At 58.8% G+C, this 16,806-nt stretch carries 13 protein-coding genes and 2 tRNA genes; 12 read left to right on the forward strand and 3 right to left on the reverse strand.

What is annotated here, in order from left to right; genetic code table 11:
* Positions 1-17: 17 nt before the first annotated feature.
* Positions 18-1,274: a threonine ammonia-lyase IlvA gene (ilvA, locus tag IOD40_RS08315; protein WP_198476076.1), complete on the reverse strand. Its 1,257-nt coding sequence runs from the start codon at positions 1,272-1,274 to the stop codon at positions 18-20.
* A gap of 126 nt (positions 1,275-1,400) precedes the next feature.
* Here ilvA and IOD40_RS08320 point away from each other — a divergent pair, with 126 nt between their 5' ends.
* The gene (locus IOD40_RS08320) at positions 1,401-2,573 is read left to right on the forward strand and encodes an alpha/beta hydrolase (protein WP_198476077.1); all 1,173 of its coding nucleotides are present in this window, start codon (positions 1,401-1,403) and stop codon (positions 2,571-2,573) included.
* Between the two features lie 97 nt (positions 2,574-2,670).
* Here the strand turns inward: IOD40_RS08320 and IOD40_RS08325 are convergent, their stop codons facing one another.
* Positions 2,671-3,675 (reverse strand): Tim44 domain-containing protein, encoded by a 1,005-nt coding sequence (locus IOD40_RS08325; protein WP_233713900.1) that lies wholly within the window; start codon positions 3,673-3,675, stop codon positions 2,671-2,673.
* 331 nt (positions 3,676-4,006) lie between these two features.
* Positions 4,007-4,093 (reverse strand) — tRNA-Leu (locus IOD40_RS08330).
* A gap of 241 nt (positions 4,094-4,334) precedes the next feature.
* On the opposite strand from IOD40_RS08330, the gene IOD40_RS08335 reads away from it, so the two are divergent.
* From IOD40_RS08335 to IOD40_RS08385, 11 genes are all read left to right on the forward strand, one after another.
* A tRNA-Ser gene (locus tag IOD40_RS08335) sits at positions 4,335-4,424 on the forward strand.
* Positions 4,425-4,509: 85 nt separating this feature from the next.
* Positions 4,510-6,117: an FAD/NAD(P)-binding protein gene (locus IOD40_RS08340; RefSeq protein ID WP_233713901.1), complete on the forward strand. Its 1,608-nt coding sequence runs from the start codon at positions 4,510-4,512 to the stop codon at positions 6,115-6,117.
* A 58-nt stretch (positions 6,118-6,175) separates the two neighbouring features.
* Positions 6,176-6,595, forward strand: coding sequence for a hypothetical protein (locus tag IOD40_RS08345; protein WP_198476224.1), 420 nt, complete (start codon positions 6,176-6,178; stop codon positions 6,593-6,595).
* Positions 6,596-6,736: 141 nt separating this feature from the next.
* Positions 6,737-6,985: a hypothetical protein gene (locus IOD40_RS08350; RefSeq protein WP_198476078.1), complete on the forward strand. Its 249-nt coding sequence runs from the start codon at positions 6,737-6,739 to the stop codon at positions 6,983-6,985.
* A 90-nt stretch (positions 6,986-7,075) separates the two neighbouring features.
* On the forward strand, positions 7,076-7,561 hold the full coding sequence (locus tag IOD40_RS08355; RefSeq protein ID WP_198476079.1) for a hypothetical protein: 486 nt from the start codon (positions 7,076-7,078) through the stop codon (positions 7,559-7,561).
* Between the two features lie 64 nt (positions 7,562-7,625).
* Positions 7,626-8,369 (forward strand): competence/damage-inducible protein A, encoded by a 744-nt coding sequence (locus IOD40_RS08360; RefSeq protein WP_198476080.1) that lies wholly within the window; start codon positions 7,626-7,628, stop codon positions 8,367-8,369.
* Between the two features lie 129 nt (positions 8,370-8,498).
* Positions 8,499-9,338 (forward strand): universal stress protein, encoded by an 840-nt coding sequence (locus IOD40_RS08365; protein WP_198476081.1) that lies wholly within the window; start codon positions 8,499-8,501, stop codon positions 9,336-9,338.
* Between the two features lie 133 nt (positions 9,339-9,471).
* The gene (gene gpt / locus IOD40_RS08370; RefSeq protein ID WP_198476082.1) at positions 9,472-9,969 is read left to right on the forward strand and encodes a xanthine phosphoribosyltransferase; all 498 of its coding nucleotides are present in this window, start codon (positions 9,472-9,474) and stop codon (positions 9,967-9,969) included.
* A 150-nt stretch (positions 9,970-10,119) separates the two neighbouring features.
* Positions 10,120-10,614: an NUDIX hydrolase gene (locus IOD40_RS08375; RefSeq protein WP_198476083.1), complete on the forward strand. Its 495-nt coding sequence runs from the start codon at positions 10,120-10,122 to the stop codon at positions 10,612-10,614.
* 98 nt (positions 10,615-10,712) lie between these two features.
* On the forward strand, positions 10,713-12,272 hold the full coding sequence (locus IOD40_RS08380) for an inorganic phosphate transporter (RefSeq protein ID WP_198476084.1): 1,560 nt from the start codon (positions 10,713-10,715) through the stop codon (positions 12,270-12,272).
* A 650-nt stretch (positions 12,273-12,922) separates the two neighbouring features.
* On the forward strand, positions 12,923-16,741 hold the full coding sequence (locus IOD40_RS08385) for a vitamin B12-dependent ribonucleotide reductase (protein WP_198476085.1): 3,819 nt from the start codon (positions 12,923-12,925) through the stop codon (positions 16,739-16,741).
* Positions 16,742-16,806: the final 65 nt, after the last annotated feature.

The following is a 16,806-nucleotide window of genomic DNA, read 5'->3' on the forward strand; positions in this document are numbered from 1 at the left end:
CAATAAATGGATGCTTCTTAGATGATGAACTCCGCCATCATCGGATCATCTGTGATGTCGCGATAAGTCCAGCCAGCTTCATCAAAGCGTTTTCGCATAGTCTCGAACTGCGTCGGGTCCTTTGTTTCGATGCCAATGAGCACCGAGCCGAAGTTCCGTGCCGACTTCTTCAGATACTCAAAGCGCGTAATGTCGTCGCCGGGTCCCAGCATGTTCAGGAAGTCGCGCAACGCACCGGGGCGTTGGGGGAAACGGAACATGAAGTACTTCTTCAGTCCTTCAAAACGCAGCGCCCGCTCCTTGATGTCGGGAAGTCGCTCGAAGTCGAAATTACCTCCAGACACGACAGCCACAACCGTCTTTCCCCGCAGCTCCTGCTCTGGAATCTCCTTTAAGGCGTCAATCGACAACGCCCCTGCCGGCTCAAGCACGATTCCCTCGACATTCAGCATCTCGATCATCGTCGCGCAGAGGCGGTTTTCCGGTATGAGCTTCACGTCATCCGCCGAGAACTTGTTGAGTTGCGCGAAGTTCTCGGCGCCGATTTCCGCCACTGCGGCACCGTCCACGAAATTGTCGACCGCTGGCAGTTTGATGACTTTCCCGGCTTCCAGGCTCTTGCGCAGGCTGCCCGCGCCCTCGGGCTCTGCGAACATTACGCGAGACTCGATGCCCTTGACGGACAGGTACTTGGTGACGCCCGCCGAGAGACCGCCACCGCCCACCGGCATGATAATGATATCGGGCGTCACGCCGTCTGGCAGTTGCGCCAGCATCTCCTGTCCAATCGTTGCCTGGCCTTCGATGATGTCCTTGTCATCAAATGGCGGGACCATGACCCCACCTGATTCAGCCGCAAACGCCTTGGCCGCGGCGTAACAATCGTCGAAAAAGTCACCCACCAACCGGATCTCGACCTGCCCGCCGCCGAACATCCTGGTCTTGTCGATCTTTTGCTGCGGCGTAGTGACCGGCATGAAGACGACACCCTTCTTCTGCAGGTGACGGCACACGAAGGCAAAGCCTTGCGCGTGATTGCCTGCCGAAGCGCAGACGAACAATTCTGCACCTGCTCCGTCCCCTACCCGCTTGCGGAAAAAATTGAATGCACCGCGGATTTTGTAGGAGCGAACGGGTGTCAAATCTTCCCGCTTGAGAAAGACCCGCGCACCGAATTTTCGCGACAGGTACATATTCTCCTGGAGCGGTGTCTCGGGGAACAGCTCCCTCATGGCGGCACCTGCCTCGCCGACGCTCGTTTCAAAGAAGGACATGGCTACCTCGTGTCGACCACTGCATCCATTTGGCGCCGGTGCCTTGTGCAAATGATCTCTCTGCTTATTGATGGCGACTGAATATCGCCTGCTGAGCTACCTGTCACCATTTCACGGAACTACAGCATGTCCCATGAATACGGCCTGACGTTCCGCGTCCTGATGGTCATCACATTGTCTCTGGGTCTCGCAGGATGCGCCGCCCGCTCCCACAGCCTGTATGATGCCGTTCCGGCCGAGGCAAACGCGATAGCTGCGGAACATTCGATACTGATCGCAACGTCACGCGGCAAAGCTGAGAACGCCGCAGAAGTGTTCGACGGCACGCGCGCCGAAGATCTGTCCTATGCCCGCGTCAACATAACAATCCCCGCCGTTCACAAGTCTGGAGCCCTCGAGCAGCCGAGAGCCGGGGGAGAGCGCGATGCATCACTCCATTTTGCTGCGCGTGAGGTGGCCGTTTACCGCGACGGCACGGAGTTCAACAAAGTGCTGAAGGAAAGGCTGAAAAAAACAGACGGGCGGGCGCTGGTCTTTATCCACGGTTACCGGACCCCGTTTGATGGCTCGATCTATCGGATGGCCCAGATCATTCACGATTCGGGCTACAAGGGAACGCCGGTCCTCTTCTCCTGGGCTTCGACGGGCCGAACCGTAGACTACATCTACGACAACAATTCCGCGACGGTCGCACGCGACGGGCTCGAGCGGACGCTGAGACATCTGCGTGAAGCAGGCGCTACCCGCATCGACATCGTCGCCCACTCGATGGGCAATTGGGTGACGATGGAGGCTTTGCGTCAGTTGGCGATCTCTGGCGAAAAGCAATCGTCACTTGGTCTTGGCGACGTTGTTTTGGCGTCTCCGGACATCGACGTCGACGTGTTCAAGAGCCAGCTGCGCCGCATCGGCAAGCCTGAGCGCCCATTTATCGTGCTGATTTCGCGCGACGACCGGGCGCTCCTCCTGTCTTCCATCATCGCAGGCAGCAAGCCGCGTGTCGGCGATTATGATGGCGACCAGTCGCTCGCGGAACTAGGGGTCATCGCGGTCGATGTCTCGCAGCTTTCGAGTGGCGACAGCCTCAACCATGCCCGATTTGCCGACAACCCGCTGTTGATTCAGCTTCTTGGCGACCGCCTGAATGCCGGCGACGATTTTGGTGCCAACAGCGACCAGATCGCTCAGAACATCGGAAAGCTGACGCAAGGAGTGGGAAGAACGCTTGGTTCCGCGGCCGAGATCGTCATTACGACTCCATTCGAAGTCATCAACATCGCCGTTGGTGGTGGCGGCTGAACTCGGACGTACCCGCGCGGCTGGCGATTGGAGTCTGGCCCGGCTATCGAGCGCCAGGAGACGGCGCTCGATGAGATCTAACTAGAAAGGACAGCTCTTAAGCGTCGGCCTGCTGAATTGCGGACAGCTTCCATTCTTCGCCCTTACGACGAACGAAGGTCCAGAGTTCAACGGTCTCTGTTGGCTGTTCGATACCGCCGGCAAGCGCACCGGTTGCACGGTCACGCAGGACATCAATCGCCTCATAGCGGAAGGCAGCCGTCGCGTAGTCGTTCTCGCCTTCGTTCCAGGCTTCCGCGACGTCGGCCTCCAGCAGATGCACGCCCGAAACCTCATTGCGAACGCCGCGCTTGGCGTTGTCAGCAAGCTCCTCCGAAAAATACGAGACCATCTCGGGAGTCGAGAGGCGGCGCAGTGCCGCGTGATCTTCATCGGCAAGAGCGCGTTGCACTTCTCCGAGCCGGCGCTCGAACATGTCGAGGTCGCTCTGGTCAAGCGTAATATCGCTCATGAGCGCAGCGGAAGCAGCCGGGCTGCCGCCGACGCGCGGGAGAGTGAAGCCGGACGCACTCGTCGCAGCAGGCTGAGGTGCCGCTTCGCGCTGGCCTGTACGTCCGAAATCATGGGCCGGAGCGCCGCGGTTCAAGGGTGTATTGCCAGCCAGTGCCGGCTGCTTGCGCGAGCGGAAGAATGCCATCGCCAACCAGATCAGGCCCCCAAGCACAAGCAACTGGAGAAGAAAGCCAAGAGCACCGGCCATCCCGCCAAAGCCGTAGCCGAGCAACATGCCAAACAGTCCGCCGAGCAGAAGCCCGCGCATGAGGCCTCCACCCATTCCGTTAAACAGGCCAGGGCGCTGCTGCTGTGCAGATGTCTGCTGGCGCGTTGCCGAGTTCTGGGTTGTTGGCGTCATGCTGCGCTCAACGGGGGCGGTCTGGTTCGGCGCGGTACGTGTGGGCGGAACAGCCTGCTGCGTGCGCAGACCGCGGCTGCCGAAACTGCCGCCGCGCCGCGCCTCGGCAAAGTCGACTGAAACAAGCGTCATGGCGACAAGGGCCGCCGACAAAAGGGCAAGAAAGCGAAAGCGTCCGAAGCGCATCATGTCGATCGTCTTCTCCAAATGCCTGAGTGAAGGAAAGAATCAGGCAGTTTCACGAACGGTCCGACATCGCGACGCTTCTAACTTCGCCAAGGGTCTCGGTCCGCGCCTCGGATATGGCAACAACACACACCTGTTGCAAGGATCCCCCCCGGGGATGACACAGAATAGGCTACTTGGGCGCTGAGAAAGGCAAAACAATCCGGACGGGCACCGTCAGGCGCGAAATCCGAGATATTTCTGTTGGCCAATCGAGCGTACTAAAGCAGCCAGCCGGCAGAATTTCGTGCGCCTGAGATCGGCTTACAATTCGTGATTTCGACCATTTAATCAGTGGTGCGGACGACGGGAATCGAACCCGTAAGCCTAAAAAGGCGGCAGATTTTAAGTCTGCTGCGTATACCAATTCCGCCACGTCCGCACGGTGTCGTTTCTCATGTGTTTGTCGATGAAGGTCAACGGTAATTACACGCAACCGGCACATTACCAGATCGCTTTGTGGAAACGCGCAGCACCTTCAGGCCACGGATCGAGGTTCTATTCATTTCTGGCGATAGAACAGGTTGACGTGGAGAGGCGAGGCGCTGTAAAGCCGGGATCATTGATGCGTGGCTGGCTCTGGCCTCCGCGCTCAGGTGAAGCAGCTTCTGCGCACCGACAGTGGAAGGGTGGCCGAGTGGTTTAAGGCACCGGTCTTGAAAACCGGCGAGGGTGTGAGCTCTCCGTGGGTTCGAATCCCACCCCTTCTGCCATTCCAGCCTATCCGGCGCCCTCCAGATGGAACCGGGTCATCTTCATCTACGTTCATAGCACGCAATCACGGTATTTGAGGGACCGATGACTATGCGTGTCGCGATCGTAGGCTCTGGGCCCACCGGCCTTTATACGTTTCAGAAGCTGATCCAGTCCGCTGAGCCGCTCTCGATCTATATATTCGAGAAGGGCGATCGCGCTGGCATTGGCATGCCATACACATCTGATGCCAACGACCGGCGCATGCTGGCCAACATCGCCAGCATCGAAATCCCGTCACTCGAGCAATCCTATTTCGACTGGCTGTCGACCCTGCCGCGGGCGATATTACGCAGTTATGGCGTAGAGCCTGAAACATTTGACGTGCGAACCTTTACCCCTCGCATGCTGCTCGGCGAATATTACCGCGCGCAGTTTGTGTCTCTTGTCGCACGAGCTGAAGCGAACGGGCACTCGGTCTTCATCCATGAAGGTACCGAGATCGAGGACGTTGTCCCGCGAGGCGCAAGAGCGAGGCTTGCAACAACCGTCGGGCCACTGAAGGAAGAATTCGACCGGGTGATCCTGGCAACCGGGCACATGTTTCCGATCGATGATGATCCGACGGACCACTACTACCCCAGTCCATGGTCAGGCTTGATCGACGCGGACATTCCAGCTTCGAGTGTTGGAATAATGGGTACCTCGTTGAGTGCGATCGATGCTGCCATGGCCGTCGCCTGCCAGCACGGCCGATTTGAGCAAGAGGCTGACGGCTCCCTGTCATATTCGCCCAAAGATCCCGACACCGCGCTGCAGATCGCGCTTCTGTCCCGCTCCGGGGTTCTTCCGGAAGCGGATTTCTACTGTCCGATCCCCTACCAGCCGTTGCAGGTGTGTACCGGCGACGCGCTGAAACGCGAAGTCAGTACAGGGGAAGAAGGGCTTCTCGACAGAGCTTTCGAGCTCTTTGTAACGGAACTGAAGCTGAGTGACCCTGCCTGGGTGCGCAAGATGAAGCTAAGCGAGCTGGATGCGGACGGCTTTTGCGATGCGTACTTTGCAGCGCGCCTTGCCAGCGATCCGTTCAAATGGGCCAGCCAAAATCTTCTTGAGGTTGAGCGGAACCGAGAAGCGAAAGTCACGGTTGCCTGGCGCTACGCTATCCTTCGCATGCACGAAGAGTTCGAGGAACTTTATCCAGAGCTTGATGAAGGGGACCGGGAACGTTTCGACCGGGGCCTGAAGAAGGTCTTCGTGGATAATTACGCCGCTGTGCCACCCGAATCCATCCGTCGTCTTCTGGCACTCCGGGACGCTGGCCTGTTGCAGGTCGCCGGGATCGGCTCTGATTATGAAATGGACGTGCTTGCGGATGAGACCGTGATCTGTGCAGGTGATGAAACCTACCGCTTCCACGTCTTCATCGATGCGCGTGGGCAACAATCGCTGGGCTCAAAAGACATCCCCTTCCCTACCTTGCGAAACATGCTGGTTAGAACGGGCAGCGAGATACCGGAGGTAGGCGACGACTACAGCCTAGTCGATCCACCGGAGTTAGAGGGGTTGATCAGTCTCGGCGCGCTGCCTTTCCTGATGCATGATCGTCCGTTTGTGCAGGGCATTACCGCGTGTGCAGAAATCGGCGCAGCGATGGGGCACGCGGTTCGCCAGCAGTCGCGTCGCAAACGTCGCCGTCTCGCGATGGCGTGATTCGGGAACAATTGGGCCGCCGACATTGTTGACGAAAAACAGAAACAGGAGGCTTACCATGTCCCCCAATTCTCCCCGAGACGGTCAGCCCGGCACAACAGATCAATCCCCTCGCTGGGAGGGCCCGGAAGAAACCCGGCCCGCTGGATATCTGCCGGCAATTGATGCCCCTGAAACGCAGCCTGATGCAGCTGGCGAGACACTGAGCAGCGCTGAGGCGGATAACGCTGCAGACGCATTGGCCGCTCGAAATCGGGCGCAGGCCGAAAAAGCTCCGAAAGACACGCAATATGCCGGTCACGAGGAGTTTTCCCAGGACGCGGCGGGCAACAAACCGCCTGAAGGCATCGGCAACAGTGAGACGCCTGAGGAAGTCGAATCCAAGACGCGACAGTCGGAAGGTGTAAATCCGCCGGCCTCGCAGCAACCTCCAGGTGGCGGAGGCCGGGAAACAGGGCGCCATGACCACGATGCGTAAGGCCTGATCTGTTGGATGATCTCCTGTGGCAACGGTGCCGCAGCGCCGCAAAAGTCATAAACGACGGGTGGAATGCGGGACCGATGCCCGGTATTGTGCCGGCGTTTGGCGTCTACGGCGCGAACTTTTCAGGAGACCCATATGACAGACGATTTCGAGAAATCCGCGATTTTCATCATCGTCGTTTTCGGTGCGCTCACCATCGGCGGTTTGATGGCGGCTAATCTCGTTTATGGGCAACGGACCGGAGTTCTGTTTGCGCTGGGCAGCTCGACTTGCGCATGGGTTGCGGGCTACGCAATGATCTACAACAAGCCCAGCGCGTTCAGGTGGTTGCTGGCTGGAGCCTGCCTCTTCGGCGTGGCTTCCGTCCTCTATCTCATTCGCTGAACTCCTGCGCTCTGAGCTCCCAGTTCAGAATATTTAAGCATCAGGGTTGTCTTATGCGCGGGTAAACCGATTCGTTCCGGGAACCTGCGCATGAACCGTACTTTGGCCGCTTTCGCCCTGATATTCGTGCTGACCACCATATTGGCGGCGTTCAGCATTGCGGTGGAAATCAAGGGCTATCCATTCGGTGCGCTGGGGGTGGCGCGGTTGGATATTCTCGCCAGCGCAGCGACCTTCATACCCCTCGCCGCGCTCTACGCTTTCTGCGCGGCGCTCATGATGCTCCTCCCGCTGCGTGCCGCAGGCTTCATCATGGCCAACGGCGCGGTACCGGTGTTTTCGACAACACTGGTCCTCTTTGCCACCATCGTGGGCGTCCAGCTTGCCCGCTTTGCCTTCGGCAAAAATGGTGCCCTGTGGGTCCTCGTTGACTGGCAGTTTATTTTTGCGGCAGGCGTCGTGGCGTCGCATCTGTTCATGAACGAACTCCGCAGGAACATCCTGCTGCGAACCCTGTTCTTCGTCGCCTTTCTTGCCGCGTGTCTTGCCTGCCTGTTCTGGACATTCAGATTGTAGGCGATGAACCATTGCTGCTCTGTGCCGGGGCGGATATTGCTCAGCTATCTCTGCGAGGCATGCCATGACTGAAATCATCACCGCCGCCATGATCGTAATAGGTGACGAGATCCTTTCCGGCCGGACCAAGGACCGGAACATCGGTCATCTGGCAGATGTGATGACGGCGATCGGCATCGACCTCAAGGAAGTGCGTATTGTCTCGGACGATGAGGCTGACATAGTTGAAGCAGTCAACGCTCTTCGCCAGCGCTACACTTACGTCTTCACGACAGGCGGCATCGGCCCCACCCATGATGACATAACAGCCGATTCCATAGCCAAAGCTTTCGGCGTGCCTTGCGAATACGATGAGAAGGCATTCGCACTGCTTGGTGCGCATTATGCCCAGCGCGGGGTCGAATTCACGGAATCGCGCAAGCGGATGGCGCGAATGCCGAGAGGCGCCGAGCACATCGACAACCCTGTATCCGTCGCTCCTGGCTTCAGGATCGACAACGTTCACGTCATGGCCGGGGTGCCTTCGATATTCCAGACCATGCTGGACAATGTCGTGCCCACGCTACGAACCGGCCAAAAGCTTCTGTCAGAGACAGTCCACTGCCCCTTTGGAGAAGGCCTCATCGGCGGTCCACTTACCGAGATCCAGAAAGCGCACCCGGACACAATCATCGGCTCCTACCCAAAGTACCTTGACGGCAGCTTCTGGACCGAACTGGTTATCAGGGCGCGTTCCCCAGAAGTGCTGGATGCAGCGACGCGAGAAGTGCAGAGCATGGTGGACGGCCTGGCCGCCGCAACCGCGTGACAAGCTGCGCTTGAATGACCTTGGGTCAGGTTTATGATGCTCAGTTGACTTCGGTCAAAGCGTAGCCGCGAGGCGGCGCTGACTGTTGCCTTGGAATGCCCGAAAACCGTGCCGGATCCGGAGGCTGACATGAGCTACAAGACCATACTTGCTGTATTGCAGGACAAGACGGACGCAGAACGCGTCCTCGACTGCGCCTTGCCGCTGGGATCACGTTTCTCGTCACATGTGATTGCGGTGCACTCCGAGGCTATCCCGATACCTTACGTCTCACCAATGGGGTTCCCAGACACGAACTTCATGGCCATCAGCTCGAAGACCAACCAGCAGCACAGTGAGGAACTCAAGACGATATTTGAGACGCGCGCGCAGCGAGAAGGTCTCTCCTTTGAGTGGCATGCCCTCGAAAGCGTTTCCGGCGACAGTGCCGTTGGCGCGCTCATCGTCGCTCGTGCCTGCGACCTGGTCATCGTCCAACAAGTAAACCCCGACGCGAGCGGCGGGAGCCGTGCGAATGTTGAAGCGCTTCTGTTCGACAGCGGCCGTCCGGTCCTGATCGTGCCGTTTGCTACGCCGGTGGACACCCGCTTCCGTAAGGTGCTGATCGCCTGGAACGGCACGCAACAAGCGGCCCGGGCAGTCTTTGATGCCCTCCCCTTCATCCGCGAAGCTGACGAGACGGAAATCCTGACGCTTGATGCGGTTGATACAGGCCAGGAAGACGGTGCATTGGCGGGTGTCGACATTGCCGCCGCACTGGCGCGCCACGGAGCCAAAGTCACTTTCTCGCCTGCAAGCTCGGGAGAACTCGGCGTTGGTGCCGCGATTGAACGCCAGATCGCGTCAAGCAAAGCTGAGCTCCTTGTCATGGGCGCATACAGTCAGTCCTGGTTGAAGGAAATTTTCTTCGGCGGCACCACTCGCACTGTGATGCGTTCGATGCCGGTGGCGACGTTAATGGCGCGGTAGAAGATATACACAGCTCTAAAGACGGTTCTGGACCGTTGCGATGACGCAGGGGGGCCTTGCACCTTGCCAAGATGCATGTGTTCCGGCTAATTCCGGCTGCATTCCTGAATATGCGCCAACCGGAGTGCAGTTAATGTCCCTTCCTGAAAAGGCTTTCCCGGTCTCTTGGGACCAATTCCATCGTGATGCACGCGCGCTTGCCTGGCGCCTGGCCGGTGTCAACGTCAAATGGCGTGCGATCGTCTGCATCACGCGCGGCGGATTGGTACCAGCAGCGGTCATCTCCCGCGAGCTTGGTATACGGCTGATCGAAACAGTCTGCGTAGCTTCCTATCACGACTACACAGACCAGGGTGAACTGCGCATCCTCAAGGAAATCAGTCCAGAGCTACTCACCAATGACGGTGAAGGCGTCTTGATCGTCGACGATCTGACCGACACGGGCAAGACGGCGGCGATTGTACGGGCCATGATGCCCAAGGCGCATTTCGCGGCGATTTACGCCAAGCCGAAGGGCCGTCCGATGATCGACACCTTCGTCACCGAGGTTTCGCAGGACACCTGGATCTACTTCCCGTGGGATATGGGATTTACATACCAGAAGCCGATCGCGGACAGCACAGCAGGCTAAGCTGCCGCCCAAACTTGCGCGAGGCTTGCACCAACCGCAGCAAGCCTCGGCGCGCACGCAGAAAATGACATTTTGACGCATTTTCCCCTTTAATTACAGATACGGATTGCCAATATTGTAAGTCGGCAAACTTATTCGGTTGAGGAGATCATGGTTTTCACCCATTGCGGACGCATGCAGTTGAAGGAGCGTGTTCGGCTTCTTTTCGGCGGGATGCCGCGACGTGTGCAGGTCGCCGCGCTGCCATGGCGGCGTAACAACAAGGGTGAGATCGAAGTCCTTCTCGTCACAAGCCGAGGCACCGGACGCTGGGTGCTGCCGAAAGGCTGGCCCGAAGACGACGAACAGCCATTCGAGGCTGCCACGCGCGAAGCGATGGAGGAAGCCGGCATTCGCGGTGACATTTCTTCCGCCCCTCTTGGAAAATACTACTACCAAAAGAAGCTACCCACTGGAATGGAGTGGCGCTGCGAGGTCGCGGTTTACCCCCTCGAGGTAGACGACATCGCAGACAAGTGGCCTGAGAGGAAGAAGCGGCAACGGCGTTGGTTTGCTCCCAAGGATGCTGCACGGCTTGTTGATGAGCCGGACCTTGGCGAACTCATCAGTTCATTCTCGGGCAATCCACGACAAACTGCCGCGTAAGCACGCTGATTTGGAAAGTCGGCTTGCTATCAGGATGCTGCTTTTCTAAGCGGATGCCGCTGCCAACGAAAGCTGCAGCATAAATGATGGGAAGCTCGATGACCTTGAACGCCGCAGAAGCGCGAAAAGAAACCCTCGACAAAGATCTCGACAAGTTCGTGCATGTGGGGGAAGCCACATCCTTTGTCTCAAGGGGATTGGTGGCACCTGGTCTCGGCCTCCTGTTCCTCGCCCTGTCAGCTATCGTGGCATCGTTCTTCGTAATCGGAGAACCAAGGGCCATCATCGTCATCGTTGCAGCGGCTGTCGGCGGTTATATGGCGCTGAATATCGGCGCCAATGACGTCGCGAACAACGTCGGTCCGGCGGTGGGCGCCAAGGCGTTGACCATGGGCGGCGCGCTGGCCATTGCCGCAACATTCGAGAGCGCGGGCGCGCTGATTGCTGGCGGCGATGTGATCAGCACCATCTCGAGCGGTATTGTCGACCCTGCAGCACTTCCTACAGGCGACATATTCATTCGCCTGATGCTTGCCGCCTTGTTGTCCTCCGCTCTCTGGGTCAACCTGGCAACCTGGATCGGCGCGCCGGTTTCGACGAGCCACGCCGTCGTTGGTGGCGTGGTCGGCGCTGGCATCGTTGCCGCCGGCTTTTTCACCATCAACTGGCCAATGATCGGCAACATCGCCCTGAGCTGGGTGGTATCTCCGCTTCTGGGCGGCATGGTCGCTGCGCTGTTTCTCTTCTTCATCAAGACGACCATCATTTATCAGGACGAAAAGATCATTGCCGCTCGCCGTTGGGTGCCGGTTCTGATCGCCATCATGGCCGGCTCGTTTGCCGCTTATCTCGCAACGAAGGGCCTGAAGCGCGTCATCAATCTTACCGGCCTTCAGATCGCGTTGATCGGGGTCGGGACTTTCGCTGCCGCATGGTACTTCTCGCGCCTTTCCGTAATGCGTCAGTCGATCGGAATGGAGAACCGCAACCAGTCACTGCGCAAGCTGTTCAATATGCCGCTGATCATCTCAGCAGCGCTGCTTTCCTTTGCTCACGGAGCAAATGATGTCGCCAACGCAGTTGGCCCGCTCGCGGCAATCGTTCATGCCTCGCAGACGACATCAGTCGACAGCGTCGTCTCCATTCCCCTCTGGGTCATGGTGATCGGCGCTTTCGGCATTTCGCTTGGTCTGGTGCTGTTCGGACCAAAGCTGATCCGCATGGTTGGCGAGCAGATTACAAAACTGAACCCGATCCGCGCATTTTGCGTTGCCTTGTCGGCTGCCATTACAGTCATCGTCGCTTCGTGGTTTGGCTTGCCGGTTAGTTCGACACACATTGCCGTAGGTGCCGTGTTCGGTGTCGGATTCTTCCGCGAATGGTACACCGCTAATTCGAGCCGCCGCCGCCGATATCTTGAGCGTAAGGTTGCAAGGGGCCGCGCAGCACGAGCGAACGGCAACGGTAATGATGCAGCCGCAGTTCATGCGGATGAAGTGGATGAGCCTGTTGTCCCGGTTTCCCGCGAAGAGATTGCCCGACGCAAGCTCGTCCGCCGCGCTCATGTGACAACAATTGCAACTGCATGGGTGACAACTGTTCCGGCGTCCGCAGGTCTGGCGGCGCTGGTCTTCCTCGCCCTCAACACGCTGCCATAAGAGTTTTCTGAGGGGGCGAAGAGCCCCCTTCTCTCTGTGTGTTGCGGACAAAGCCCCGGCTTTCCGGGCGCTTTCTATTTGCAACGCGTCTGCGTGCCTTCTCCCCGTTATCCACACCGACGCACACAAGATGTTGGGTCCGGGCTTGAGGCTCAAACGACTGCTTGACGATGAGTATCGAGTCACCTTTTATGGCTTCCGCGTCCCATTTGCGGACGTGGCCGGATCGTGACCGCTCTGTCCGTTTTTCCACATTTGAGTACGTACCTTCGAGTACCCGATGCCAGAAACTAGCGTTCTTGGCGCGGCCTTTTGCTGCGGAATGGTTGGCCGGAGAACGGAGTTAATTATTCGTCAACCACATAGATTTAGTGTTTGCGCTACGCAGACTCACTAGATAGTGTGGTTACGAGGTAGTCGCCAAGGCGACACTGAGAACCCAGTAAGGCGTTTAAATTTTGGGCCCGCTTGGGACGAGACGCGCGAGAGGCTGATTGGAGCCGGACGCGACCAACCGGTTCTCGCGGGTAGGAATGAGTCGCCCTAACGAGGTGGCGGCGAAACGGCGAGCTGGTGTCAGGAGCGTCAGGCGAGGCTGATGCACATGACGCTACGGGACACTATATTTAGGGACCAAAGGGACTAAGAAGATGCGCATCGAACGTCGCTTCACCAAGGAAGGCCAGTCGGCATATGCGGAGATCGAATTCCGCAAGGCGACGAGCGAGATCAAGAACCCAGACGGGTCCATCGTCTTCCGCCTCGCTGACATCGACGTGCCGGCGCAGTTCAGCCAGGTCGCTGCTGACATTCTGGCCCAGAAATATTTCCGAAAGGCCGGTGTTCCAGCTCGCCTGAAGAAGGTCGAGGAGAACGACGCCCCTTCGTTCCTCTGGCGTTCGGTAGCCGACGAAGAGGCATTGGCGGAACTACCCGAAGACAAACAGTATGGCTCCGAGACCGATGCGCGTCAGGTCTTTGATCGCCTCGCGGGCACGTGGACCTATTGGGGCTGGAAGGGCGGTTACTTCAACAGCGAAGAAGACGCCCTCGCCTTCCGTGACGAGCTCGCCTACATGCTCGCGACCCAGCGCGTCGCGCCGAACTCGCCGCAGTGGTTCAACACCGGCCTGCACTGGGCCTATGGCATCGATGGTCCTGGCCAGGGCCACTATTACGTCGACCCGTTCACCGGCAAGCTGACCAAGTCATCGTCGGCTTACGAACATCCGCAGCCGCATGCCTGCTTCATCCAGTCGGTTGCCGACGACCTCGTCAACGAGGGCGGCATCATGGACCTGTGGGTGCGTGAAGCACGTCTGTTCAAGTATGGCTCGGGCACCGGCTCGAACTTCTCGCATCTTCGTGGCGAAGGCGAAAAGTTGTCGGGCGGCGGGAAGTCGTCGGGCCTGATGAGCTTCCTCAAGATCGGCGACCGTGCAGCGGGCGCGATCAAGTCGGGCGGCACCACCCGCCGCGCTGCCAAGATGGTCGTCGTCGACGCCGACCATCCCGATATCGAAGCCTACATCGACTGGAAGGTGAACGAAGAGCAGAAGGTTGCTGCGCTCGTCACCGGCTCCAAGATCGTCAAGCAGCACCTCGCAGCCATCATGAAGGCCTGCGTCAATTGCGAAGGCAATAATGACGATTGCTATGACCCCGCCAAGAATCCGGCACTGAAGCGCGAAGTTCGCGCTGCGAAGAAGAACTCGGTTCCGGAAAATTACGTCAAGCGCGTCATCCAGTTCGCCAAGCAGGGCTACACCAGCCTTGAGTTCAAGACCTACGATACTGACTGGGATTCGGAAGCGTATCTGACCGTCTCCGGTCAGAATTCGAACAACTCGGTTTCGGTGAAGGACGACTTCCTGCGCGCTGTCGAAGTGGATGGCGACTGGCATCTCACCGGCCGCCGCGACGGCAAGGTCCTCAAGACCCTCAAGGCACGCGATCTTTGGGAGAAGATCGGCTACGCGGCCTGGGCATCGGCTGATCCTGGCCTACACTTCAACACGACGATGAATGACTGGCACACCTGCCCGTCAGCCGGTCCGATCCGCGCGTCGAACCCGTGCTCGGAATACATGTTCCTCGATGACACGGCGTGCAACCTCGCCTCGATCAACCTGCTGACCTACCGCAATGCGGACGGCACGATTGACGTTGACGCCTATGAGCACACCGTACGTCTGTGGACCGTTGTCCTCGAGATCTCGGTGATGATGGCGCAGTTCCCGTCGTGGAAGATTGCCAAGCTTTCCTACGAGTACCGCACGCTCGGCCTCGGCTTCGCCAACATTGGCGGCCTGTTGATGACCTCGGGTATTCCCTACGATTCCGACGAAGGCCGGAGCCTGTGCGGCGCACTCACCGCCATCATGACCGGCGTTGCCTATGCCACCTCCGCCGAGATGGCTGCAGAACTCGGTGCCTTCCCCGAATATCCGGCCAATGCACCGCACATGCTGCGCGTCATGCGCAACCATCGCCGCGCCGCCTATGGCGAGACAGATGGCTATGAGAAGCTGGCAGTGGCTCCGGTTCCGCTGGAAGAAGAGCACATTCGGCAGAGGGAATTGGTCGAACGTGCCCGTGCAGCCTGGGACAAGGCAATCGACCTTGGCGCCGAATACGGCTACCGCAACGCGCAGGCCACCGTTATCGCGCCGACCGGCACAATCGGTCTCGTCATGGACTGCGATACGACCGGCATCGAGCCTGACTTCGCTCTGGTGAAGTTCAAGAAGCTCGCCGGCGGCGGCTACTTCAAGATCATCAACCGAGCGGTCCCGGAAGCCCTGCGCACGCTCGGTTACGCGGAAGCCCAGATCGCCGAGATCGAAGCTTACGCAGTCGGCCACGGCAACCTGAACCAGGCACCGGGCATCAACCCCGGCTCGCTCAAGGCCAAGGGTTTCACTGACGAGAAGATCGAAGCGCTAAACGCAGCTCTCGGCTCTGCATTCGACATCAAGTTCGTCTTCAACCAGTGGACGCTCGGCGCCGACTGGCTGAAGGACACCTATGGCTTTACCGACGAGCAGCTGAACGATTTCTCGTTCGAAATCCTTCCGGCACTCGGTTTTTCCAAAAAGGACATTGAAGCAGCGAACATCCACGTTTGCGGCGCAATGACCCTCGAAGGCGCACCGCACCTTAAGGAAGAGGACCTGCCGGTGTTCGACTGCGCGAATCCGTGCGGCAAGATCGGCAAGCGCTATCTGTCAGTGGAGAGCCACATCCGCATGATGGCTGCGGCACAGCCGTTCATTTCCGGTGCGATCTCCAAGACGATCAACATGCCGAACGAGGCGACCGTCGAGGACTGCAAGAACGCCTACATGCTCTCGTGGAAGCTCGGCCTGAAGGCCAATGCGCTCTACCGCGATGGCTCCAAGCTCTCGCAGCCGCTTAATGCTTCGCTGATCTCGGACGATGAGGATGAGGCAGAAGAAGTGATCGAGCAGGTCGCAGCTGCGCCGGCAGCTGCCAAGGCGGTCGCGGTCACGGAAAAGATCATCGAGAAGATCGTCGAACGCGAGGTTCGTTCGCTACGCGAAAAACTGCCGAACCGCCGCAAGGGCTATACCCAGAAGGCCGTCATCGGTGGTCACAAAGTCTATTTGCGCACCGGCGAATTCGACGATGGTCGCCTCGGCGAGATCTTCATCGACATGCACAAGGAAGGTGCTGCCTTCCGCGCGATGATGAACAATTTTGCCATCGCGATCTCGCTTGGCCTGCAATATGGCGTGCCGCTGGAAGAATATGTGGAGGCGTTCACCTTCACCAAGTTCGAGCCGGCCGGCATGGTCATCGGCAATGACGCGATCAAGAACGCGACGTCGATCCTCGACTACGTCTTCCGCGAACTGGCTGTGTCCTACCTGGCGCGTAATGACCTTGCGCATGTCGATCTGTCGGATTTTTCTAATACCGCACTCGGCAAGGGTATCAACGAAGGCAAGGCGAGCCCCTTCTCCAAGGGTCTGATGCGTGGGGCGTCACCGCTGAAGATCGTGTCCGGTGCGACGCCGGGCAACGAGCCGAAGGGCTTTGCCGGCAACGCCGCAGCGACCCCTGCGCGCACGACGCCGACCAGCACATCGGCTTCCAACGTCCGCTCCATTGGCACCGGTGCGACCGTCACCGCCCTGAAGCCGATCACTTCGGAGCAGATCGACGGTGCCACCGCCTTCAAGCGCGAATATGAAGAGCGTGCGAAGGATCTCGCTGAGGAGATTGCTGCAGACGAGGCTATCGCTGAAGGAACGGCGGCGCTGTTCACCGATGCAGCCGCCAAGGAAGCAGCAGACGCAAAGGCAATCGCCGCTGAACGCCGCCAGCAGTCCATGATGCAGGGCTACACCGGCAATTCATGCTCGGAGTGCCAGAACTTCACCATGGTCCGCAACGGCACCTGCGAAAAGTGCGACACCTGCGGCGCCACCAGCGGCTGCAGCTGATCAGCACGCCGATAATAACCTGCCTGACGCGTCACTGCATCTCGCTCAGCGTCAAGACAGACTGC

It is taken from the genome of Aquamicrobium zhengzhouense, assembly GCF_016124105.1.
In the GTDB taxonomy this organism is placed as follows: Bacteria; Pseudomonadota; Alphaproteobacteria; order Rhizobiales; family Rhizobiaceae; genus Aerobium; species Aerobium zhengzhouense.